At 73.8% G+C, this 23,338-nt stretch carries 19 protein-coding genes and 1 pseudogene; 5 read left to right on the top strand and 15 right to left on the bottom strand.

The genetic code is table 11. From position 1 onward, the window contains the following. Position 1 precedes the first annotated feature (1 nt). The 10 genes from ACN6LD_RS20020 to ACN6LD_RS19975 all read right to left on the bottom strand — a co-directional run bounded on the left by ACN6LD_RS20020 (position 2) and on the right by ACN6LD_RS19975 (position 12,259). The gene (locus tag ACN6LD_RS20020) at positions 2-1,339 is read right to left on the bottom strand and encodes a hypothetical protein (RefSeq protein ID WP_445043884.1); all 1,338 of its coding nucleotides are present in this window, start codon (positions 1,337-1,339) and stop codon (positions 2-4) included. Between the two features lie 126 nt (positions 1,340-1,465). Then, complete coding sequence (locus ACN6LD_RS20015; protein ID WP_445043883.1) at positions 1,466-2,500, bottom strand: glutamate ABC transporter substrate-binding protein; 1,035 nt, start codon at positions 2,498-2,500, stop codon at positions 1,466-1,468. Positions 2,501-2,514: 14 nt separating this feature from the next. Then, on the bottom strand, positions 2,515-3,909 hold the full coding sequence (locus ACN6LD_RS20010) for a hypothetical protein (protein ID WP_415924961.1): 1,395 nt from the start codon (positions 3,907-3,909) through the stop codon (positions 2,515-2,517). A 253-nt stretch (positions 3,910-4,162) separates the two neighbouring features. After that, positions 4,163-5,134, bottom strand: coding sequence for an N-acetylglucosamine kinase (locus ACN6LD_RS20005; protein WP_319194942.1), 972 nt, complete (start codon positions 5,132-5,134; stop codon positions 4,163-4,165). Further along, entirely contained in the window at positions 5,125-6,390 is a 1,266-nt protein-coding gene (locus ACN6LD_RS20000) for a 6-phospho-beta-glucosidase (RefSeq protein ID WP_445043882.1), read from the bottom strand. The genes ACN6LD_RS20005 and ACN6LD_RS20000 overlap by 10 nt, the downstream gene beginning before the upstream one ends. A 6-nt stretch (positions 6,391-6,396) precedes the next feature. Continuing rightward, the gene (locus ACN6LD_RS19995; protein ID WP_319194946.1) at positions 6,397-7,290 is read right to left on the bottom strand and encodes a carbohydrate ABC transporter permease; all 894 of its coding nucleotides are present in this window, start codon (positions 7,288-7,290) and stop codon (positions 6,397-6,399) included. Between the two features lie 5 nt (positions 7,291-7,295). Further along, positions 7,296-8,243, bottom strand: coding sequence for a carbohydrate ABC transporter permease (locus ACN6LD_RS19990; protein ID WP_319194948.1), 948 nt, complete (start codon positions 8,241-8,243; stop codon positions 7,296-7,298). A gap of 2 nt (positions 8,244-8,245) precedes the next feature. After that, on the bottom strand, positions 8,246-9,595 hold the full coding sequence (locus tag ACN6LD_RS19985; RefSeq protein WP_319194950.1) for an ABC transporter substrate-binding protein: 1,350 nt from the start codon (positions 9,593-9,595) through the stop codon (positions 8,246-8,248). A 126-nt stretch (positions 9,596-9,721) separates the two neighbouring features. Beyond that, complete coding sequence (locus tag ACN6LD_RS19980) at positions 9,722-10,933, bottom strand: ROK family transcriptional regulator (RefSeq protein WP_445043881.1); 1,212 nt, start codon at positions 10,931-10,933, stop codon at positions 9,722-9,724. A 213-nt stretch (positions 10,934-11,146) separates the two neighbouring features. Beyond that, the gene (locus ACN6LD_RS19975; protein ID WP_319197246.1) at positions 11,147-12,259 is read right to left on the bottom strand and encodes a mechanosensitive ion channel family protein; all 1,113 of its coding nucleotides are present in this window, start codon (positions 12,257-12,259) and stop codon (positions 11,147-11,149) included. Between the two features lie 325 nt (positions 12,260-12,584). Here ACN6LD_RS19975 and ACN6LD_RS19970 point away from each other — a divergent pair, with 325 nt between their 5' ends. Then, complete coding sequence (locus ACN6LD_RS19970) at positions 12,585-13,121, top strand: HNH endonuclease (RefSeq protein WP_057574627.1); 537 nt, start codon at positions 12,585-12,587, stop codon at positions 13,119-13,121. Positions 13,122-13,417: 296 nt separating this feature from the next. Here the strand turns inward: ACN6LD_RS19970 and ACN6LD_RS19965 are convergent, their stop codons facing one another. The 5 genes and pseudogenes from ACN6LD_RS19965 to ACN6LD_RS19945 form a co-directional block, all read right to left on the bottom strand. Beyond that, entirely contained in the window at positions 13,418-14,104 is a 687-nt protein-coding gene (locus ACN6LD_RS19965; protein WP_319197247.1) for a hypothetical protein, read from the bottom strand. Next, complete coding sequence (locus tag ACN6LD_RS19960; RefSeq protein WP_319197249.1) at positions 14,101-15,441, bottom strand: hypothetical protein; 1,341 nt, start codon at positions 15,439-15,441, stop codon at positions 14,101-14,103. The genes ACN6LD_RS19965 and ACN6LD_RS19960 overlap by 4 nt, the downstream gene beginning before the upstream one ends. Continuing rightward, positions 15,438-16,250 carry an ABC transporter ATP-binding protein gene (locus tag ACN6LD_RS19955; protein ID WP_415925015.1) on the bottom strand — a complete coding sequence of 271 codons (813 nt, stop codon included), beginning with the start codon at positions 16,248-16,250 and terminating at the stop codon, positions 15,438-15,440. Before ACN6LD_RS19955 ends, ACN6LD_RS19960 begins: the two co-directional genes overlap by 4 nt. A gap of 89 nt (positions 16,251-16,339) precedes the next feature. Next, the gene (locus tag ACN6LD_RS19950; RefSeq protein ID WP_445043880.1) at positions 16,340-17,290 is read right to left on the bottom strand and encodes a zf-HC2 domain-containing protein; all 951 of its coding nucleotides are present in this window, start codon (positions 17,288-17,290) and stop codon (positions 16,340-16,342) included. A gap of 236 nt (positions 17,291-17,526) precedes the next feature. After that, a pseudogene (locus ACN6LD_RS19945) lies at positions 17,527-18,099 on the bottom strand (RNA polymerase sigma factor); the annotation flags it as partial. A 368-nt stretch (positions 18,100-18,467) separates the two neighbouring features. Between ACN6LD_RS19945 and ACN6LD_RS19940 the strand changes: the two are divergent. The 4 genes from ACN6LD_RS19940 (at position 18,468) to ACN6LD_RS19925 (ending at position 23,338) form a co-directional block, all read left to right on the top strand. Continuing rightward, complete coding sequence (locus tag ACN6LD_RS19940) at positions 18,468-18,659, top strand: hypothetical protein (protein ID WP_057574850.1); 192 nt, start codon at positions 18,468-18,470, stop codon at positions 18,657-18,659. After that, complete coding sequence (gene malQ, locus ACN6LD_RS19935) at positions 18,660-20,858, top strand: 4-alpha-glucanotransferase (protein WP_445043879.1); 2,199 nt, start codon at positions 18,660-18,662, stop codon at positions 20,856-20,858. 69 nt (positions 20,859-20,927) lie between these two features. Beyond that, positions 20,928-21,212: a hypothetical protein gene (locus ACN6LD_RS19930; RefSeq protein WP_319195927.1), complete on the top strand. Its 285-nt coding sequence runs from the start codon at positions 20,928-20,930 to the stop codon at positions 21,210-21,212. A 200-nt stretch (positions 21,213-21,412) separates the two neighbouring features. Next, a complete protein-coding gene (locus ACN6LD_RS19925) occupies positions 21,413-23,338 on the top strand; it encodes a hypothetical protein (protein WP_445043878.1) in 1,926 nt (641 codons plus the stop codon).

The following is a 23,338-nucleotide window of genomic DNA, read 5'->3' as shown; positions in this document are numbered from 1 at the left end:
GCTACTGCTCCCCCCTGTGGTCCTGAGGCCCGCCCTGCTCCGGCACGCGTGGCGCGCTGAGCAGTTCGGCGGCCGCCTGCTGGAAGCGCAGGACGGCCTGTTCGGCGACGCGCAGATCGCAGGGTGCGCTCCACAGCATGCGGCGCGCCGCGTCGTAGCGCTCGATGAGGAACGGGTCCTCGGCGAGCCCGTGGCGGGCGACCTTCGCCTTGTACGCGTCGAGGCGGCCGCGCAGCTCCGCGCGGACCGCCAGCGGCTGGGTGACCGCGCCCAACGACTCGCGGGCGCGCAGCAGTTCGTCCTCCGCCTTCTGCTCCAGGGACTCCAGGAGCGGGGACAGGCGGTGCCACTGGGCGTGGCGGCGGTACTCGGCGGCCGTCGCGAGCTGCTCCTGCAGCACGGTCGGCGGGCCGCTGACCACCGGCACCTCGGTGGCGGCGATCTTCGCCAGCACCTCGCCGCGCGCGGCGCGCGCCTCGGCGAGGGTGCGGTCGGCGCGGCTGAGGACGTCCCGCAGCCGCACCAGTCGCTGCTCGGCGTCCTGCCGGACCGTCAGGACGGCGTCGATCTCCCGGCGCACGTCGTCCAGGGCACGGGCCTCGCGGTCGTACACCGTGGTGTCGGGACGGCCGCCGCCCGGCGCCGAACTGCCCTGCGTCGGCGTCCAGTAGGCGAGCGGGTCCGAGATCACCTGCTCGCGCAGGGCGGTCAGGGTGTGGGTGATCCGCTCCAGGTCGTCGCCCGCCGGATGTTCGCCCGGGCGGACGCCGACGGAGTGCGCCAGCCGTCGGGTGCGCTGGAGCTCCGCGGCCAGTAGATCTATCCGGGCGGGAAGCGCCGACCACACCGCGTCGGCGGCCACGACCATGTCCAGCGACGACGCGTACAGCTCGTTCATCCGGTCGACGAGCGTCGTCAGGGTGAAGCTCTGACTGAGCTTGCCCGTGCCGTGCAGCGTCGGGGCGTTGGCCGTCGCGGCCGTCGGACCCGCGAGCGATCCGGCCACGGTGACGGACTCGCCGCGCAGCAGTTCCGTCAGCTCCGCCAGGTCCTCGCGGCTGGACCAGCGGCGGCGCGAGCGGATCTCGCGGGCCCCGCGCAGGGCGGCCGTGTACGCGTCGAAGTACGCCCACAGCAGGGTGATCGACGTCTCCGCGGACGCCCAGCGCTCCTTGGTGACGCCGGTGAGCTGGGCGCCTTCGAGGAGCCTGCGGCCCGCGTGGTCCTGCAGGGCGAGGAGCGAGGTCTCGATCGCCTCGTGTTCCGCGCCGAGCCGCGCCAGCGCACGGTCGACCTCGTCCCGGTCCATGACCGGCCCGGGGGGTCCCGTGACGCCCATCGATCACCTCTCGCTGCTGTGTCGGTCCGCTGCTCTGTCCGCTGCCTGTCCTGCCCCGCCCGTACTGCCCGTCTGGCCCGGTCCTTCCGCCGGCCCTCGCTCCGGTGTGCCGCCCGACCGTGGCCGTCAGCCCGTGCGCAGGTACTGCGGTGGTGTGGGCGGTCTCGACGTGGCCGCGTCACCGCCCAGTGTGGCCGACAGCCACCTGTCGTACGACGCCTGCCAGCCGTTCGCGCTGTACGCCACCAGGATCTGGTTGACCCGGCGAACCAGGTCGCTCGCGCTGCTCTTCATCGCCACGCCGTAGTACTCGGTCGTGAACGGGGCGCCCTTGAGCTCCACCGTCGGGTCCTGCGCGGCCTGACTGGCCGCGAGCGCACCGTCGGTGACGACCGCGTCCACCTCGCCGAGCTGCAACCGCACCAGACAGTCGAGCTGGTTGGGGACGGTGGTGATCGTGGCGCCGGCGGCGAGCTTGCCGGCCTTCCGGTCGTCCGCCAGCCTGGTGTACGCCGTCGAACCGGCCGCCGCACAGATCTTCTTCTTCGCCAGCGTGGCGTCGTAGCCGTCCACGGACGAGGACTTGGGGGCGAGGACCTGCTGTCCGGTCTTGAAGTACGGCGCGGAGAACGCGACGTCGCCGAGCCGGCTGCAGGAGATCGTCATCGTGCGGACGACCATGTCGACCCGGCCCTCCTGGATGGCCGGGATGCGCTGGTTGGTCGGGATGGCCTTGAACTGGACGGCTTTCGGGTCGCCGAGGATGTCCTGCGCGATCCGGTGGACCAGGTCGATGTCGAAGCCTTCGAGTTCCGCGACGGAGTTGTTGGGATCGCGGTAGCCCCAGCGGTAGCTGTTCTGGTCGACGCCGACGATCAGTTTGCGCTTCTCACCCTGCCGGGCCTTGATCGCGGCGATCGTCTCACCGTCCGCGCTCGACGGAGCCAGCGTCTGCTTCTCCGGATCGGTGCAGGTGGCGTCGGCCGCCGGGGTGCCCGAGGCGACGCCCCGGCCGCCCCGGCCGGCTCCCGCGCCGGCGGCCGGTCCCGAGCCGGTCCACGGCAGCAGCAGCACGAGGGCCAGCGCGAGGGCGCACAGACCCGCCATCGCGCCGACTCCGCCCCAGCCCCGCAGACCCGCCCGCACACGTCGCACACGCATCGTCACGCCCCCCATCACCGGTACTCCGACAGCCTGCGGCCGATGCCGAGGACCGCGCCCGCCGCGCCCAGCACGGCGAGTACGGCGGCGCCGATCGGCAGCCCCGTCATCGCGTTCAGACCGCCGCTCGCCGCCTTCCGGAACTCGTTCCGCTCATGCCCCAGTGCCGTGGCGAGATTGTCGTCGACGCTGTCGAAGCACGCGCCGGTCGCGTTCTTCCCGCCGATCACGAGGGCCAGGGCCTGCTCGTAGTTGCCGTTGTCGTCCTGCGCGCGGGCCGCGAGGTGGCGCTCCTTCCACTCCGCCATGTTGCTCTCGGCCGACGTGACCGGCTTCTCGCCGGCCTCGTCGTCGGCGAGCTTCGCCGCCTGGGCGAGACCCTTGCCGAGGAGGTTCATGTCGGTGTTGAAGTCGTGGTCGAACTTGTCGAGCGTCACTTCCTTGCCGTCGGCCGTCACCTTCACCGTCTCGGCGCCGCGCGCCACCAGGGTCAGGTTCTCGTTGCCCCGGGCCTTGAGGGAGGCGATCCGCGCGTCGTACAGCACGTTCAGCGAGCGGACGCCGTGTTCGTAGGAGTCGTCGAGCCCGGCGCGGGCCACGCTGTGACCGACCACCAGCCAGAGCAGCACGACCGTCGTCGTGGCCGTCGCGGCGACCAGTCCGTGGTTCAGCACCCGGTTCGTACGGCGGTAGTTGCGGTGCTGCGCCCAGGCCAGACCCGCCAGCGCGACCACGCCGAGCGCGATCGCCGCCCACGGGTAGGGGGTCGCGTCGCCGTAGTCGGCCTGCAGCCGCCGGTTCTCGCTGTCGTAGAGCTCCTGGGCCGCCGGGAGCATCTCGTCCTGCATCTTCTGGTTGGCGTAGCGCAGATAGGCGCCGCCCACCGGGAAACCCTGACGGTTGTACGTCCGCGCCCGCTCCACCAGGCCCTTGTACTCGGGCAGCATCGTGTTCAGCTTGACGATGTACTCCGTGGAGGCGGAGTCGGCGTCGGCGCTGTTGGCGGCGTGGACGAGCTTTTCGGCCGCGGTGTCGATGTTCTTCTCGTAGTCGTGCCGGGACGTCGCCGTCTCCTGGCCGCCCGCCAGGAAGCCGTCGGAGGCTGCCGTGTTGGCACCGGCCAGCGAACGGTAGATGTCGGCCGCGTCCGAGCTCAGCGGCTGGCTCTTGTGCAGCACGTCGTCGGCGGCGGCCGCGCGGTCGGTGGTCTGCCACGCCGTCACCGCGCCGAAGGCGAGAACGAGCAGGGCGAGGACGGCGCCGATGACCCGCAGCCGCCCGGGCTCGGTGGTCGCCGCGGCACGGGCCCTGTCGACGCCCTCGGCGAACGCCGTCCGGCGCGGGCCGGACGGCGCCGGCACCGGCGCCTTGACCGGCGGTGGTGCCGTGCTGGTTGCCGGATCTGCCACTGTTCGACCTCCCCCATGGTCATCTCCCGCCGGTCAGTATCCCTGGCGGGAGCGGTACTGCGCACCGGCCTTCGCTGGATCTTGATCAGATCGCAGCCACCCCTGCCCATGAATACGCCTGGGGCGGGTGTTCGGTTCCTTCATGGGGGTGTGCGTCGGTTTCGGTGCGCGGGGGCGTCGTGGCTGGTCGCGGGCCCGGCCCCCGCAGCAGAGCCGCGCCCCGCGACACGGCCCGTCGAGGACGGGCGCAGGCTCAGCCTTCGAAGAAGGCGCGCGTTCTGTCCTGCGCCGCCGCCTCCGCTCCCGTCCGGTCCAGGCCCAGCAGCGCCGCCCCCAGCACGGGCCGTGCCCGCACCACGCGCGCGACCGCCTTCGGGGCCCGCGCGCCGAGGAGCTCCGCGACACGGTCGTCCAACTGCGCGTGTCCCGCGGTCAGGACGCCGCCGCCCAGCAGCACCGGCGTCTCCTCCTCCAGCAGGTCCAGACGGGACAGGGCCACCGCGGCCATCGTCACCACCTCCTGCGCCAGACGCTCGACGATCGTGCGCGCCACCGGGTCCCCTGCCGCGGCCGTCGCGAAGAGGACCGGGGTCAGCTCGTGACGGCGGGCCGGCGCGACGCGCTCCAGGTGCAGGGCCTCGATCAGCGCGTACATGGACGGGAGTGCGAAGTGGGCCGGGAGCGTACGCGCCAGGTCCGTCGGTCCGCCCCTGCCGTCCGCCGCCCGCGCCGCGTGCCAGAGGGCCTCCTCGGCCAGGCCCCAGCCGCCGCCCCAGTCGCCGGACACCCGGCCGAGGGCCGGGAAGCGGGCGGTGCGGCCGTCGGGGCGCATGCCCACGCAGTTGATGCCGGCGCCGCAGACCACGGCCACGCCCCGGGGCTCGGCCACGCCCGCCCGCAGGATCGCGAACGTGTCGTTGCGGACGTCGACCGACGCGCCCCACGCGCGCGCGTGCAGCGCCGCCGCCAGCTGCTCCTCCTCCACGGGCAGGTCCGCGTTGGCCAGACAGGCCGAGACGTGCCCCGCCGCCGTCACCCCGGCCGCCCCGTACGCGCGCGTGACGGTCTCGGCGAGGGCGTCCACCGCCGCCGTCACGCCCACCGCGGGAGGACGGAAGCCTTCGCCGCGGGCCGTGGCGAGGACCTCCCCGTCGGCCGCGACCACCGCGACGTCCGTCTTGCTGTTGCCCGCGTCGATCGCGAGGACGCTTGCCGTCAGGCCCACGCGAGGTGCTCCCGGTTGTGTGCGATCAGCCGGTCGGTCAACTGCTCGGCGTACGCGAACTGGCCGATCAGGGGGTGTGCCAGGAGCGCCTTGAACACCCGGTCGCGGCCGCCGTGCAGGGCCGCCCGCAGGGCCAGGTCCTCGTAGGCCGTCACCTGGGCCGTCAGACCCGCGCAGAGCGGATCGAGCGGCGTCACCGGAAGCGGGGTCGGGCCTTTCTGGCTCACGGCCGCCTGGACCTCGATCACCGCGTCGTCCGGGAGGAAGGGGAGTGTGCCGTCGTTGCGCGTGTTCACCACCTGGTAGGGGCTGCCCGTGCCGGTCAGCAGCGCCGCGGCCAGGTCCACCGCGGCCTCCGAGTAGTAGGCGCCGCCGCGTTTCGCGAGCAGCTCCGGCTTCTCGTCCAGCGCGGGATCGGCGTACAGCGACAGCAGCCGGCGTTCCATCTCCGCCACTTCGGACGCCCGCGAGGGCTTGGTGCGCAGTTCGCGGACGACCTCGTCGTGCGCGTAGAAGTAGCGCAGGTAGTAGGACGGGACCAGACCGAGGCGGTCCAGGAGCGGGCGGGGCAGCCGCAGGTCGGCGGCGATCGCGTCGCCGTGGCCGGCCAGCAGGCGGGGCAGGACGTCCTCGCCCTCGGGCCCGTGCAGCCGCACCCCGGTCTCCCAGGTGAGGTGGTTGAGGCCCACGTGGTCCAGGTGGACGTCCGCGGGGGCGATGTCGAGCAGCGCCGCGAACTTGCGCTGCAGGCCGATCGCCACGTTGCACAGGCCGACGGCCTTGTGGCCGGCCTCGAGCAGCGCGCGGGTGACGATGCCGACCGGGTTGGTGAAGTCGATGATCCAGGCGTCCGGGTTGGTGCGGCGGACCCGCTCGGCGATGTCCAGGACCACCGGGACGGTGCGCAGCGCCTTCGCCAGGCCGCCCGCGCCGGTCGTCTCCTGGCCGACGCAGCCGCACTCCAGAGGCCAGGTCTCGTCCTGCAGGCGGGCCGCCTGGCCGCCGACGCGGAGCTGGAGCAGCACGGCGTCGGCGCCCTCGACGGCCCGGTCGAGGTCGTTCGTCGTCACGATCGTGCCGGGGTGGCCCTGGCGGGCGAAGATGCGCCGCGCCAGCCCGCCCACCAGTTCCAGGCGTTCGGCCGACGGGTCGACGAGGACCAGTTCCTCGACGGGCAGCGTGTCGCGCAACCGGGCGAAGCCGTCGATCAGTTCGGGTGTGTAGGTCGAGCCGCCGCCGACCACGGTGAGTTTCATGCCTTGTTAACCCTTCACTCCGGTGAGGGTGACACCTTCGACGAACGCCTTCTGGGCGAAGAAGAACACGAGGATCACGGGGGCCATGACGAGCACGGTGGCCGCCATGGTGAGGTTCCAGTCGGTGTGGTGCGCTCCCTTGAAGGACTCCAGGGCGTAGGAGAGGGTCCACGCGTCCGGGTTCTCGGAGGCGTAGATCTGCGGGCCGAAGTAGTCGTTCCAGGCGGCGAAGAACTGGAAGAGGGCCACGGCGGCGATGCCGGGCTTCGCCATCGGCAGGACGACCTTCAGCAGGGTGCGCAGGTCGCCGCAGCCGTCCACCTTCGCCGCGTCCAGGTACTCGCCCGGGATGGTCAGCAGGAACTGGCGCAGCAGGAAGATCGAGAAGGCGTCGCCGAACGCCAGCGGGATGATCAACGGCCACAGGGTGCCGGACAGGTCCAGCTGCTTGGCCCAGAACAGGTACATCGGGATGACGACCACCTGCGGGGGCAGCATCATCATGGAGATCACCAGCATGAGCGTCAGGTTGCGGCCCCGGAAGCGGAACTTGGCGAGCGCGTACGCGACCGGGATCGACGACACCACGGTGAGGACGGTCCCGAGGCCGGCGTAGATCAGGGTGTTCCGCCACCAGACGAGGAATCCCGGGGTGTCGAAGACCTTCCGGTAGTTGGCCCATTCCCACGTGTGCGGGATCAGGTCCCGGCTGAGCGCCTGCGAGTCGCTCATCAGGGAGGTCAGGAACACGAACACGAAGGGGAGGGTGAAGAAGAGGGCGGCGGCGACGCCGAGGGAGTGCACCGCGATCCATTCCAGCAGCGCCCTGCGGCGGGCGGTGCGCTCGGCGGGCGTGGACGGGGCCGTCAACTCGGCCGGGCGGTCCAGTACTTGCGTCATAGGGGTCAGTCACCTGCCTGGATGAGCCCGCCCCGGCGCCGCATCAGCAGCGCGGTGAACGCCATCGACAGGGCGAACAGGACCAGGGCCACGACGCACGCCGAGCCGTAGTCGAAGCGCTGGAAGCCGAGGTTGTAGACGAGCTGGGGGAGCGTGAGGGTGGAGTGCTCCGGGTAGCCGGGCTCGAACATGGTGCCCGCCCCCTGGATCACGCCCGAGGCGACCTTTCCGGCGACCAGGGGCTGGGTGTAGCACTGCATCGCCGCGATCACGCCGGTGACGGCCGCGAACATGATGATCGGCGAGATGTTGGGGAGGGTGACGAACCGGAACCGCTGCCACGCCGAGGCGCCGTCCAGCTCCGCCGCCTCGTACTGCTCCTTCGGCACGTCGAGCAGCGCGGCCATGAAGATGACCATCAGGTCGCCGACCCCCCACAGGAACATCAGGGTGAGGGCGGGCTTGGACCAGTCCGGGTCGTTGAACCAGCCCGGCGCCGGGATGCCGACGCCCTCCAGCAGCGAGTCGACGGGGCCGGTGCCGGGGTTGAGCAGGAAGGCGAAGGCCATGGTCGCCGCCACCGGCGGGGCCAGGTACGGCAGGTAGAACAGCGTGCGGAAGACCCCGGTACCGGTCTTGATCTTCGTGATCAGCATGCCGATGCCGAGTCCGAACAGCACCCGCAGGGTCACCATGACGACGACCAGCCACAGGGTGTTGCGCAGCGCCGGCCAGAAGAAGGGGTAGTGCTCGAAGACGTACGTCCAGTTCTTCGTGCCGCTCCAGGTCGGCGGCCGGAATCCGTCGTAGTGCATGAACGAGAAGTAGACCGTCGAGATCATCGGGTACGCGAAGAAGACCGCGAAGCCGATCAGCCAGGGCGAGAGGAAGGCGAGGGTGCGCAGGGCCGAGCGCCGGTGCTTCGCCCTCAGCGTGTGGGTCGTCGTCGCCATCGTCACTTCGCCTGCGCGATGTCCGTGTCGATCTGCGCGGCGGCCTTCTTCAGCCCGGCCGTCAGGTCGGTGACCTTGCCGCTCTCGTAGTCGTAGCCGAGCTGCTGGACGGTCGTCAGGTAGACGCCGCCGTTGACGGAGGCCGGGGAGGTGGTGGAGTTCGGGTTCGCCGCGATGTCCAGGAACGTCTTGAACCGCGGGTCGTACTTCAGGTCCGGGGACTTCAGGGCGGCCAGGGTGGAGGGCACGTTGTGGATGGCGTTGGAGAAGGCGACGACCGCGCCCGTGTCGGTGGTCATGTACTTCACCAGCTCCCAGGCCGCGTTCTGCTTCTTGCTGGTGGCGGCGATGCCCGCGATGGTTCCGGTGATGTACCCCCTGCCGTACCGGTCCGCCTGGTCGTCCGGGACGGGCAGCGGGGCGACGCCGATCTCGAAGGACGGCTTGGCCTCCAGGGCCATGCCCAGGCGCCACTCGCCGTCCAGCTGCATGGCCACCTGGCCGGTGTGGAAGGGGTGCTTGGGGCCCCACTCGTCGCCGAGGCCGGCGCGGAAGGTCTCCAGCTTCCTGAACCCGCCGAGCTCGTCGACCAGCTTCTTCTGGGTGGTGAAGGCCGCCGCGACGGCCGGGTCGGCGCCGATGGTCGACTTGCCGGACGCGTCGAAGTACGTCGGACCGAACTGCCCCATGTAGTGCTCGGTGGTCGTCTCCCAGCCGTGGTAGTTCGGCATGAAGCCGAGCTGCTTGTACGTGGCGCCCTGGGTGATCGTCAGCTTCTTGGCGTCGGACTCGAACTCGGACCAGGTCTTCGGGGGAGCCGTGATGCCGGCCTTCTCGAAGGCCGTCCGGTTGTAGTAGAGGCCGTAGGCGTCGCCCAGCAGCGGGACGGCGCAACGGTCGCCCTCGAACTGGGTGTACTCGTTCATCGCCTTGGGGAACGTCGTCTGCGGGTCGATGTTCGCCTTCTTGAAGAAGGGGTCGAGGTCGACCAGGGCGCCCGACGAGCAGAACTTGCCGACGTTGTTGGTGGTGAAGGACGAGATCACGTCGGGCGCCGTGCTGCCGCCGGCTCGCAGCGCCTGGTTGATCTTGTCGTCGGTCATGTTGCCGACGACCTTCACGTGGATGTTCGGGTGCGTCTTCTCGAACCCGGCGACCAGCGCCTGCACGGCCTTCACCTCGTTCGGCGCGCTCCAGGCGTGCCAGAAGGTGAGGGTCGTCTCCTTCGACGCGTCGTCGCCGGCGTCGGAGGCGGACTGGCCGGTACAGGCGGTCGTGCTGAGCAGCAGGGCGGTGGAAGCGGTGAGGGCGAAAGCCGCTTTTCGGACGACCGTGGGTATGCGTGTGGGCATGGCGGAGCCTTCCAGGGACAGCGGGGCAGGAGGGAGTGAGGCGACGGGGCGGAAGAGAAGAGGGGTCTGCCGCGGGTTACGGGTGCGGGGCTGAGGGGTGCGGGGCCGGGGGGTGCGGGGTGCGGCTCAGCGCGAGGTGTCGAAGACCTCGTCGCGGGCGGCGGCCAGCGCGCTCTCCAGCGCGCCGCGCAGCACGGGCTGTTCGGTGACGTCGCCCATGACCAGCTTCGGCCTGGACGCCGCCAGCTCCTCCAGTTCGTCCTGGACGAGGGCGCGCAGGACCTCGCCGCCGGCCGTCAGGGAGGCGCCGCTGAGGACGACGAGTTCGGGGTCGAGCACGGAGACCAGCGAGGCGAGACCGGTCGCGAGCCGGGTCGCGTACGTCTGCAGCAGCAGTCGGTGCAGGGCGGTGTCCTCGGCGGCGGCCCGCCGGACGAGCGCGGCGGCGACCTCGGCGTACGGCCCCTCGGGGACGTCGTCGATGCCGAGCTCCCGGGCCAGCCGGGGTACGGCCTGCGAGCCCGCGAGCTCCTGGTATCCGCCGCTGTTGGCCTTGGTCACCTGACGGACCAGGGGCGCGCCCGGGACCGGCAGGAAGCCGACCTCGCCCGCGCCGCCGGTCCAGCCGCGGTGCAGCCGGCCGCCGAGGACCAGGGCGGCGCCGAGTCCTCCCTCGTTCCACAGCAGGACGAAGTCCTCGTGGCCGCGGGCCGCGCCGAGCTGCTGTTCGGCGACGGCGGCGAGGTTGACGTCGTTCTCGTACTCGACCGGCATCGGCAGGGCTGCGGCGAGGTCGTCGAGCAGCGCGGGGGAATGCCAGCCGGGCAGGTGGGAGGCGTAGCGCAGCCGACCGGTGGTGGGATCGAAGGCGCCGGGGGTGGCGACGACGAGCCGGCGCACGTCGTCCCGGGTGAGACCGGCGGCCTTGACGGCGCCGTCGAGGGCGTCGGTGACCTGCCGTACGACGGCTCCGGCGGTGTTCCTGCCGGGTGTGGGCACCTCGTGCGCGCCCACGGTCCGGCCGGTGACGTCGGCGACGGAGGCGAGGACGCGTTCGGGGGTGACGTCGAGCCCCGCGGCGTACGCGGCGGCCGGGTTGACCGCGTAGAGCTGGGCGTTGGGGCCGGGCCGCCCGGCGGTGGTGCCGGTCGCGAGGACCAGCCCCGCCGCCTCCAGGCGGGCCAGGAGCTGTGAGGCGGTCGGCTTCGACAGGCCGGTGAGCTTGCCGATGCGGGTGCGCGACAGCGGGCCGTGCGCCAACAGGAGGTCGAGCGCGGCGCGGTCGTTCATGGCGCGCAGGACGCGCGGGGTGCCCGGCGTTCCGGCGGTTCCTGCCATGGGATCGACACCTGCCTCTCTGAACTGCCCAGCTTCTCAAGTCCGCCGGACGCACGTCCACATCCGGTCACTGTTAGGAAAGTTTCCTATCGACTGGCAGGAACGTAGACCCGCCGAGAAGGGGACGTCAAGGGCCGAAACGGCAAACGCTCCCGGGGCAACGGAGTCGTTACCCGGGAGCGCCGAACCGCGAACGCGTGTGCTGCACCGTTCCTATCGCGGCGAGGGGGTGCCCGTCCCCGCGCGGGGCTGGGTGATCGGCGTCGCCGCCGCCGACTGCGGGGAGTCCGCGTTGGAGAACGCCGAGGGCGCCGCGACCGCCGCCGAGGGGTCCGCCGGGTCCTCCGTCGCGGGGGCGGTCGCGCCGCCCACGATGCGGATGTCGGCCGCGTCGAAGGCGCGCTTGACCCGCCAGCGCAGCTCCCGCTCGACCGCCAGGGACTTGCCCGGCATCGTCTTCGCGGAGACGCGGACCACCATCGAGTCGAGCAGGACGCTGTCCAGGCCGAGGACCTCGATCGGGCTCCACAGAAGCTCGTTCCAGGGCTCTTCCTTGCTCATCTTCTCGGCGACCTCGTCCAGGGTGGCCTTCACCCGGTCGAGCTCCTCGGAGGCCTTGACGGTCACGTCGACGCCGGCCGTCGCCCAGCCCTGCGAGAGGTTGCCGATCCGCTTGACCTCGCCGTTGCGGACGTACCAGATCTCCCCGTTGTCGCCGCGCAGCTTGGTCACCCGCAGACCCACCTCGATGACCTCGCCGGAGGCCACGCCCGCGTCGATCTGGTCGCCGACGCCGTACTGGTCCTCGAGGATCATGAACACGCCGGAGAGGAAGTCGGTGACCAGGTTGCGCGCGCCGAAACCGATGGCGACACCCGCGACTCCGGCCGAGGCCAGCAGCGGGGCCAGGTTGATCTCGAAGGTGCCCAGCACCATCAGCGCGGCCGTGCCGAGGATCAGGAAGCTCGCCACCGAGCGCAGCACCGAGCCGATCGCCTGCGAGCGCTGGCGCCGCCGCTCGTTGTTGACCAGCAGCCCGCCCAGCGCCGTGCCGTCGACCGAGGCGACGGTGCGGTTCATCCGGTCGATCAGCTTGGTGATCGCCCGCTGCACCACCACTCTCAGCACCACGGCGATCACCAGGATCAGCAGCACCCGCAGACCGATCGCCAGCCACGTCGACCAGTTCTGCTCGACCCAGCTGGCCGCGTTCGTCGCGCTCTCCTGGGCGTCCTGGAGCGACGGGACCGTCACCGCCGACGGCGACTCCGAGGGAGTCGGCGTCGGCGAGGCGTCGGCGGCCAGTAGGACGGCGGGCAAGGACACGGCAGGTACCTCCAGGTGCTGCACTGCTCCATCCGGTACGGCGGTCGAGGGTGACGCGCTCAGCGAGGTCACGGAAAGGTCACCGGACAGACAGAACCACCACACTAACGGGGCATTGTGAGTGGTCCTGCGCGATCGGTGAAGGAGAGGCGGTCCTCACCTGCGCTTGAACAGGCCATGATCCCGGGGAGACAGCAGGGGTGTGGTCGAAAACACTCCCAGCCCGTTACCGGGACATGGTGGCGCGGTCAGCGGGCGAGAGGGGACACTGACCACAGATCGTCCCGGCGCGAGCCACGCGCCGCCGACGCCCAAGGAGGCATCCGTGCCGCACGTCCTGGTCCTCAACGCGTCGTACGAACCACTCGGCGTCGTACCGCTCCGCCGCGCGCTCGTCCTCGTCCTGGAGAACAAAGCGGTCTCCCTCGAGGAATCCGGCGCCTTCCTGCACAGCGCGACCGTCACAGTCCCCGCACCCAGCGTGGTCCGGCTCAAGCGATTCGTCCGGGTTCCCTACCGTGGGCCCGTCCCGCTGACCCGTCGGGCGCTGTTCGCCCGGGACGGGGGCCGGTGCATGTACTGCGGTGGCGTCGCAACCAGCGTCGACCACGTCGTCCCGCGCAGTCGCGGGGGCAAGCACGTGTGGGACAACGTCGTGGCGTCCTGCCGCCGCTGCAACCACACCAAGGCCGACCGGCACCTCGTCGAGATCGGCTGGCGACTGCGCCACAAGCCCGCCCCGCCCTCCGGACTCGCCTGGCGCATCATCGGCACCGGCCACCGGGATCCTCGCTGGCTGCCGTACCTGCAGCCGTACGGCGCGGACGACGCCCTGGCCAGGATCGACGGCATCTCCGCCTAGCTCCTTCCGTTCCGTCCGGCGCCGCCCGGGCGGCACCTCGACGGGTCCGCGGGTCGCCGGGCGGGGCGGAACGGCCGAGAGTCGCCGGGCGTGCGGCGGACGAAGCGGTGCGAAGGGGGGCGCGCCGAGGTCCGGGGCGCCCGCCCCGCGGTGGCTCCGGGCCTGCCCGACGAGGCCGCGTGGCCCGCGCGCGACGGTGTCGCGTCCGCGGGGCAGCGGCCGGCTCCCTGCGTCGCGGCCGCCACCCGGCGTCGCCGTGGTCCGGGGCGCTCGCCGAAGGCCGGGCCGGTGGCAGTTCAGGCGCTCGGGCCCTCCGGCCGCGCTCCCCGCACCGCGTACAGCCCCGCGCCCAGGACGAACGCCGTGCCGGCCGCCCACCATGCCGCCGCCGACTGTCCCGGCGGCGTCGGCCACGCCCACGCAGCGACCGCCCGTCCGTGCGCGGAGTCCGCGGCGAGGAACGCCACGCCGACGTGACAGGAGGCGGGCAGCCAGCTCAGCCGGGCTCCGAGCAGCGCGGCCCCGGCAGCCGTGAGGCCGACGCCGCCCAGCAGGTTGCGGATCACCGCCGCGGGGCCGAAGCCGAGACCGTCGCCCCGGACCGTTATCAGCAGCAGCACGCCCGCGACCACCGTCAGGGCCAGCAGGTGGACCAGCCGCCGGGACCACCAGGCCCGTACCGCCGTCCGGTCCAGTTCGTCGGACGGGGCGTGCAGGCTCGCCCCGATCGCCACGGCGGCCAGCGACGGAAGCAGCGCGACGACCGGCGACGCCCACCCCGGTTCCGGCGGGGCGCCGTCACCCGTGAAAGACGTCCAGAGGGCGAACGCCGCTGTCCCGGCCAGCGAGACGAGCGTCAGTCGCAGCCCCCGCGAGCGGGCGTACAGCCGCACCCCCGACAGGGGAAGAGGGCGGGCTCCGACAGGGCCGGCGGGCACGGGGCCGTCCTGCGCGGGTGCGTCGTTCAGGAGGCCGGTGTTCACAGGGCCGGCACCCCCCTCGTGTCGCAGTCGCCGGCCGTCGCGAAGTACGCCGACAGCCAGTCCCGGCGTTCCCGCGCGTCCATCGACGCCAGCCGGGCACGGGCTGCCTGCCGCTGCTTCAGCGAGGCGCGCGCCGCGGCGTCGCCCGTCGCGTCCCGGTCGTCGAAGTAGTCCTGTGCGGGGCTCGGCGCCAGGTAGGCCGACACGGCGTCGTCCGCGATGCGCGTCCGGGCGTCCTGCGTGCCGCAGCCCGCACGGTTCTGGAGCATCGTCACGGTCTCCCACGCGTACTGCCCGGGATCGGTGAGCCGCCCCCGCACCACCGTCCAGCCGAGTGGCGCCAGCATCGGCAGCCGGCTCTCGCCGCGGGCCGTCGCACCCGGCGTCTCGACGAACCGCACCGGCAGGCCCCGCACTCCGGAAAGCCGGCCGGTCGTCCGTGCCAGAGCCGCCTTGACCTGCGGCAACATGCCGCCGTAGCGCGCGTTCACGCATACCTGCGGGGTCGTCGACGTGTCGCAGACCCGGCCCCGATCGGCCGGGTTCGGCTGCCAGAGGCCGTTTCCGGTCGTCACCAGCAGCGCCCCGGCCGCCGTCGCCGCCGCCAGCGGCAGCAGCGCCGTGGACCGGCGCCGGGCCGCGTACGCCAGCACCGCGGCCGCCGCCAGACCGGCTGCCCACGCGGCCACCGCCCACGGCTGCCACGGCACCGGCGTCAGGCCCTCCCCGACGGGCATCGCCGGGTCGAGGTGGCGGACCGGGCCGGCGTCCGCCTCGCCCGACAGCGCCAGACCGACGTACCCGCCCACCGCGAGCAGCGGCGCCAGCGGCCGCCAGGCGACGAGCCGCCCCAGGACATGCCCCGTCACCGCCGCGGCGACGAGCACCAGCGCGTCCGTCGGCAGCAGGTTCCCGTACGGGCTGTCGCCCCGGGCGTACGGCCAGGTCGCGAGCAGCGCGCCGGCCGCGGCGAGCAGATATCCCGCCGCCGTCCACAGCGCGACCGGCAGCGCGGCGGCGAGCAGCCGGGCGAGCGGCCCGCGGACGGCCGTCCGCCACAGCTCCTCCGTGCCGCGCCGCCGCTCCCGCCCGCCCTGCAGACAGCCCGCGGCCGCCGCGAGCGGCACCAGCACGAGCAGCATGCCGTGCAGTTCGGTGCGGGTCTCGGCCCAGCCGCCCTGCCAGCGGTCCGCCGTGGCGGCCAGCAGCGCGGCGGGCGTCAGGAAGGCCGCGACGCCCGCCCAGGGGGCGAAGCCGCGGGTCGCCTCGGCGCGCAACGGATGCGCGGCCGCCCGCCCGGACCGCGGGGCGTCCGTCCGTTCTGCCAGGACCGTCATCGCGTCTGCTCCTCATGGGTCGGGGTCCGGCCCGTGACCGGGGAGGCCGTCCCGGTCCCGGAACCGGGCGCGGACTCGGCCCGGTGGGCGCGCAGGGCGGCGGTGTAACCGCGCTCGGTCGGGTTGTCGCCGGCGCCGCCGGTCCCCTCGCCCAGGCCGGCCAGGGACGCCGGGGTGCCCCGGTAGGCGACCCGGCCCGCCTCCAGCAACGTGACCTCCGTGCAGGCCGCCGCCACGTCCTCCACCAGATGTGTGGAGACGACGACGGTGGCGCGGGCGCCCAGATCGCGCAGCAGCCCGCGGAACTCGAGCCGCTGCTCGGGGTCGAGCCCGGCCGTCGGTTCGTCGAGGAGCAGGACGTCGGGTTCGTTGACGATGGCCTGCGCGATGCCGACCCGGCGGATCATGCCGCCGGACAGCGACTTCACCTTCGCGTCGGCGCGGTCGGTCAGACCGACCCGGCCGACGGCGCGTTCGACGGCGGCCGGCACCTGCGCCGCGGGCATGTCCTTCAACCAGGCCACATACGCGACGAACTCGCGCACGGTGAAGCCCGGGTAGTAGCCGAACTCCTGCGGCAGATAGCCGAGGCGGGACCGGACGGCGCCACGCCTCGCGGGATCCCCGACGTCCTCGCCGAGGATCTCCACCCGCCCGGCCGACGGCCGCGCCACCGTCGCCAGCACCCGGATCAGCGAGGTCTTCCCGGCGCCGTTCGGGCCGAGCAGTCCGTGCACGCCCACGCCGAGACCGAGGTCGACGCCGTCCAGGGCGACGGTTCCGCGGTGCCGGACGCGCAGTCCGCTCACTCGTATCGTGCTCACGTCTTCTCCACTTCTCGCGCCACCGCGCGGCGGGGTTTCCCCGGTCACGGCAGAGCGGGGGTGCGGACCTGGGCTCATCGCCCGGCCGACAGGTGGTCGTAGGCGGCCCGGCGGGCGGCGAGCAGCGCGGCGCACAGCACGGCTGCCGCGCCCCAGGCGCCCTGTGCGAGGGGGCCGTTCAGACAGCGGTCGAGCTGCTCGGTCAGCCCGGTGAGCGCGGGCCCGCCGGAGGCGGTCAGCGCCGGGACGAGCACCACGCCCAGCCAGCCCCCGCCGGTCACCGCCGCGGCGGCCCGGCAGCCGACCCAGCCGGCCAGTGCCAGCGTGGCCAGGGTCAGGGCGAGGCCCGGCAGCAGCCAGGTTGCCGCGCCCGGCGCCGCGGACGCGGGCAGCAGCAGTCCGGCGAGGGTGAGCAGCGGCAGGCTGACGGCGAGGACGGCGGCCGTCCGGGTCAGCATCAGCCGCAGGCCCCCGGAGGGCGTCGCCGCCGCGATCTCGTGCAGCGGGTCGGCGTGCGCCCCGTAGGAGAGGGCGACCCCGGCGACGGGCACCACGGGCGCGAGCGCCAGCAGCAGGGGCCGTACCCCGTCGACCCCGGCGCCCTGCGCCAGGCCCACCGCCCCCGACGCGACCAGCAGCACGGCCGGTGACCAGGCTCCGCGCACGGCGGGACCGGCGGCCCACAGGGCGCGGGTGAGGAACGACGACCGCAGACGGAGGCGAGGGGGTGGCGGGGCCGCCGCCGCAGCAGCCGGCACGGGGGCGGGAGCGGGGGCCGCGGTCGGAGCCGGAACCAGAACCGGAACCGGAACTTCGGTCCGGGTCTCCTCCAGCACCGCTGCCCGCACGTCCGCCAGGACGGCCGCCGCCGCGGGAGTCGCCCGCACCGCGGCCGAGACGCGCGCCGCGCACGCTCCGCACCGCTCCAGGTGCTTCTCCAGGGGCCCGGCCTCGGGCTCCGGGAGGGCGTCGTCGGCGTAACGGACGGCCAGGTCGTCGGACACGTGCCACGGATGTGCGCTCATGCGGAGCCTCCCGCCGGAGTCGGATGAGAAGTCGGACCAAGACGCAGACCGGAACCCGAGCCAGGACCGGGGCCAGGACCGGGACGGGGACCGGGACCCGGACCGGGGCGCGGGAAAGCCGACGGGCCGGGCCCCGGACCGAGGGTCCGGCCCGGTCGGGGAGCCGGGTTCGCCTGCGCTGCCGGGCCCGGTCGCGGAGCCGGGCCCGGCTGGGCGGTGCGACTCGTCCGCATTGTCGGATCCGCCTGCGCCGACGGGTGCAAGTGCGCGAGAACCGTGCGGAGTTCGGCGCGGGCGCGCATGGCGCGGCTCTTGACGGTGCCTTCGGGTATGCCCAGCAGACCGGCCGCCTCCCGGGTGGTCAGTCCGTCGACGACGGTGGCGCGCAGCACCTCGCGCGACTCGGGCGAGATCCGGTCCAGTGCGGTGCCCACGTCACCGAACTCCAGCCCGGCGAGCACCCGTTCCTCGGTGGAGGGCGCCTCGAGGGAGTCGGCGTCCAAGGGCGTCGTCTCGAGCCGTGAGGCCCGCTCCTGCGCCCGCCGCGCGTCGACGAGCCGCCGGGCGGCGATGGTCCACAGCCACCCCCCGGCCTCCCCGCCGCGGTGCCCGGCCGCCGACCGCCACACGGTCACGAAGGTGTCCTGCAGCACCTCCCGCACCACCTCGGCGTCGGCACAGCGCCGGGTCAGCCGCACGTGCAGCCACCCGGCATGCCGGTCGTACAGCGTGGCCAGCGCCGCAGAGTCCCCGCCCGCCACGGCCCGCAGCAGCGCCGCGTCCGAGTCGTCCTCCCGGTGCCCCCTCACGGGGCGGAACAGTTTCACACCCCTTCTATCGCTCCGAGCGAGCCCTTCGGTTCACGACACGGCACAGCACGACACGGGAAGACACGCACGACCAGGGGCGGGACGGGGCCACCGGGTGCGGGGCGACAGGGACGGGAGACGGGCGACAGGGGACGGGAGACGGGACGACACGGGGCGGGACGCCGTGCCCCCTCCGGGCCCCCGCGGGTGGGCGCCCGGACCCGGCGTGTCCGTCGGCATACGGCGCCCCCGCACCGCGTCCCGTGGCAGCGTGTGACGCAGTGCGCGCGACAGCGGGACGTCTGGCCCGGCGTTCGCTGGGTAGGGCTGCGGTAACCGATGTCGTATCCGATGAGGAGGCCACCGTGATCGCGCCGCCCCGGTCCAAACGCCCGGCGGAGCTCTCCGCCGCCACCGAAGACGTCCGCCTGTGCGCCTTCAGCGCCGAAGGAACCTGCGCCGAACCCCCGCTGACCAGCGAACCCCCTCTGCCCGACGCCGAGCCCCTGACCAGCGAGCCGCCGCTCGCCGCCGCGGACTCCGACTCCACGAGGCCGTAGATGACCGCACCCCCCGGGGAAGAGCTCGCCCGGCTCGCAGCGCTGCACGGCGTGGCCACCTCCTACCAGCCCTCCGCCGACCGCACGGTCACGGCATCCGCCGCCGCCGTGACCCGCGTCCTGGCCGCCCTCGGCGTCGACGCGAGCGCGCCGCAGACCGTGCGCGCCGCGCTCGCCGCCCGGGAGGCGGAGCTGCGCGAGCGACTCCTGCCGCCGACCGTGGTGTGCTGGAGCGGCAGCCCGCCCGAGGCGCTCGCGGCCCTCCCCGAGGGCAGTCGGCTGCACGTCGAGACCGAGCACGGCGAGAGCCGGGAGGGTGTCGGAGAACTTCCGCCGGGGGTGCACCGGTTGACGGCCACCGCACCGGACGGGCGGACGGGCTGCGCCCACCTCGTCGTCGCACCGGCCCGCCTGCCCACGCCCGCGGGGCGGTCGTACGGGCTCCTCGTCCAGCTGTACTCGCTGCTCTCGCGCCGCTCCTGGGGCATGGGCGACCTGGGCGACCTCTGCGAACTCACCGGCTGGGCGGGACGGACACTCGGCGCCGGATTCGTGCAGGTCAACCCCCTGCACGCGGCCGTGCCCGGCTCCCCGACCGATCCCTCCCCCTACCGGCCCTCCTCCCGCCTCTTCCCCGATCCGGTGCACCTGCGCGTCGAGGACGTCCCCGAATACGCGTACGTCCCGGACGACGCCCTGCGCGCCGCCCTGCTCGAGCGGGCCGGCCGACTGCGCGAGGCCGTCCTGGACAAGGGCGGGCTGATCGACCGGGACGCGGTGTGGCAGCTCAAGCGGGAGGCTCTGGAACTCGTCGCCCGCGTGCCGCTCGGCCCCGGCCGGCGCGCCGCCTACTGCGACTTCCTCGCCGAGCAGGGCCGGGCACTGGAGGACCACGCCACCTGGTGCGCCCTCGCCGAGGTGCACGGCTCGCAGTGGCGGCAGTGGCCGTCCGGACTGCGCGATCCCCGCTCGGCCGAGACCGCCCGCGCGCGGGGCGAGCTGATGGACCGCGTCGACTTCCACTCGCGGCTCGCCTGGCTCACCGACGAGCAGCTCACCGCCGCCCAGCGCGCCGCGCGGGAGGCGGGCATGCCCGTCGGGATCGTGCACGACCTGGCGGTCGGCGTGCACCCCGAGGGCGCCGACGCCTGGGCGCAGCAGGAGTACTTCGCCGCCGGGATGTCGGTCGGCGCCCCGCCGGACGCCTTCAACGCCCGCGGCCAGGACTGGGGCCTGCCGCCCTGGCGCCCCGACCGGCTGGCCGCCTCCGGCTACGCCCCCTACCGACGGCTGCTGCGGGCCCTGTTCCGCTACGCGGGCGCGCTGCGCATCGACCACGTCATGGGCCTGTTCCGCCTGTGGTGGGTCCCGCAGGGCGAGCTGCCGACCGAGGGCGCCTATGTCCGCTACGACGCCGACGCCATGCTCGCCGTCCTCGTGCTGGAGGCGTCACGGGCCGGCGCGGCGGTGATCGGCGAGGACCTCGGCACGGTCGAGCCGGGCGTGCGGGAGGCGCTGCGCGAGCGCGGGGTGCTCGGCACGTCCGTCCTGTGGTTCGAACGGGACTGGGAGGGCGACGGACGTCCGCTCTCCCCCGACCGCTGGCGGGCCGACTGCCTGGCCACCGCGACCACCCACGACCTGCCGTCCACGGCAGCCCGGCTCACCGGCGAGCACGTCGAACTCCGCGACCGGCTGGGCCTGCTGACCCGCCCGTTGGAGGAGGAGCGCACCGCGGCCGCCAACGACACCGCGGAATGGCTGGCCGAGCTGAGCCGTCTCGGACTCCTGGCCGGCACCGGAGGCGGCGGCGACGCCTCCTCGGAGGAGGCCGAGATCCAGGCCGTCCACCGCTTCCTGGTGCGCAGCCCGGCCCGCATGATCGGCGTCTGGCTGCCGGACGGCGTCGGCGACCGCCGCCCGCAGAACCTTCCCGGCACCTGGGACCAGTACCCGAACTGGCGGCTGCCGATCGCGGACGCCGAGGGCCGCCCGGTCACGCTGGAGCAACTGGCGGCCTCGCCGAGACTGCACGCGCTGATGGACGTCCTGCGCGAGCGGGACCAGGAAGCTGCGGCCGTCGACACGGGCGGCGAGCCGCCCGGCGACACGGTGGACCAGCCGTACGGCGACGTGCGGGACGAACCGTCGGGCGGCGTGCGGGGCGAACCGTCCGGCGGCGCCCGGGAGGGCGCGTGAGGGCCGTCCCGCGCCTCGGACGGCACCCCGGACGCGCGGGCCCCGACGCCGTTCGCTAACTTGGGCACCGTGGACAAGAAGAACGCCCTGCGCGCCGGCGCCCTGGCTGCCGGTACGACGCTGATGATGCTGCTCATGTCGTCCCCCGCGCTCGCGGTGACCCGCGACGACGGCGACGACCCCGGCCCGGGTCTCAGCGTCGTCGAGACGCTGGGTCTCTACGTCGTGGCCCCTCTCGCACTGTTCGCGCTGATCGCCGGACTGGTGTGGGTCCTGGACAAGTCGAAGGACCGGGGCGACGACACCAGCTCCAACATCTCCGTCCGGGGGAAGGCCGAGGCCGGCCAGGCCTAGTCTCCCGTTCTCGGCACGCTCATCGAGGGCGCCGGTCCCACCGCACGTACGCACAGGCCGTGCACGGCGGGACCGGCGCCCTCGCTGTGCGTCCGGTCCGCAGGGCGGCGGGACGCAGTCCGGAAAATCCGTCGACAGGCCGAGAACCCGGCGGGCAGGCTGGTGCGCATGACCTACGGAATCGAGTTCCCCACCGCCCGGTGAGCGCCCCGGACGATCTCCCGCCCGCGCTGTACGAACAGGCGCTGGGCCTGCGGCGACAGTCCCCTGAGGGCCTCCCGCCGGGCCGCGGTTTCGACCTCCCCGGCTCCCCGGCCGAAGCCGGTGCGGGGGAGTCCGCGCTGTCCCACAAGGAGGCGGCGGTCGTCGTCCCGGGAGCACTGGACCCGCTGCCGGCGGACGCGGCCGACCTGCACCGCCGGTTCGCCGAACTCGGCGTCCGGGCCTGCCACCGCAGGGCGGTCCTGTACGCCGTCGCCGCGCTGCCGCTGCCGGCCGAGCAGCGCCCGGCGGCCCGCTCGCTGGCCCGGCAGCTGACCAGGACCGGCACCACCGTCCCCGCCGTCACCGTCGGCCTCGCCCTGCTCGCCCGCGTGGGCGAACCCGAGGACGTCCCGCACGTCTTCGTGCTCGGTCTGGTGCGTTCCCTCACCGGCGCGGCAATACAGGCTCTGGACGTCCTCGACCGCCGGGCCGGCGCCGTTGTCAGCCTGCTGTCGTCGGTCGGCCGCCCCGAACTCCGGCCGCTGGTGCAGGCGTTGGCGACGGCATCGGCATCGGCATCGGCATCGGCATCTGCGTCGGCGGCGGACGACGCGGCCGTCCGCCGGGAGCTGACGGCCTTCCCCGCCGGTCCGCGCTTCCTCGGCGCCGGGACCGCCCGGCGCGTCGCGGAGGCCGCCCGGCTGCCCGACCTGCTCGCCGCGCATCCCGCAGACCCGGAGTTGCTCGCCCGGGCGGGTCTGCTGCTCGTGCGGATCGCGTGCGCGGGCGACGCGCCGGGCGAACTCCTCGACTACCGGGACGCGCCGGGCGTGTACGAGACCGTCGTCGGCCGGGCCGGTCTGCTGACCCCGACCCTCGACCACCACGCCATGCTGCTTTCGCTCGCGCTGAGCCTGAGCAGCGGGACCGGAGTGCTGCTGGACTGGCCGCCCGGCCGCCGCGAAGGCCTGCTGGCAGCCCTCGGCCGGCTGCTGGCCCGACCGGCGTGGACCGCCGTGACGGACCCCGGCAGCACGTCCGATCCAGCCGGCGGGTCTCCTGAGGCCGCCCGGGCCGTTGCGGCCGGCGTGGATCCGGACACCGCTGCTGCCTGGCGGCGGCGGGCCGGCTGGATCCGGCGTACCGGACGGCGGCCGTTCACCGGTGCTGCCCCGGCCGGCGGCGGGCTGCGCATCGAGATCGTGGCCGGCGACCCGGAGGGCGACCGGGCGTGCCTGGAGACCCGCATCCTCGTGGACGGACGGCCGCTCGTCCCGGCGCTGTTCCCGTTCGGTCCGGCGCACGGTCCGGAGATCCTGCTGGACGAGGGGATGCTGCGGGCGGACTCCGAGCCTCGCCGGGTGCAGCTCGCGGAGGCCTGGTGCACGGAGGGGTGCTGCGGCGCGCTGCACGTCACCGTCCGCCGTGACGGCGACGAGGTGGTGTGGGAGGACTGGCGGCGTCCGACCCTCCCGGGCAGCCGTGGGCCCGCGCCCGCGGTCCCCGCCCTCCGCTTCGACGCGGCCGCCTACGACGCCGAGATCATCCGGGCGGAGACCGACGGCGACTGGTCCTGGCGGGCTCGCAGGACGGCCCGGCTGGTCAAGGCCGGGCTGACGGCACGTCCGGAACTGCTCGCCCGGTGGGACGCGCGCCGGGGCTGGGTCGGCACGGGCTTCGACGACCCGGACACCGTCAAGGTGAACTTTCTGTACCAGCCGGGCCTCGCCGCCGGGCGCCCGGAAGGGGACCCCCTGGTGTTCCAGTGGGCTGTCGCGGACGACGGCGCGCCACCGGAGGAGCAGGCCGCGGCAGCCCTGCGCCGGCTGGCCGAGGAGGACCCGAAGCGCTACGGCCGGGTCAGCGGCGGCACCCGCGAGCGGGCCGAGGAACTCGGCTTCGCCTGGCCCTTCGACACCTGA

It is taken from the genome of Streptomyces sp. SAS_272 (genome assembly GCF_052543235.1).
Note: the sequence above shows the minus strand (reverse complement) of the source record. Positions and strands in the feature narration are given on the sequence as shown.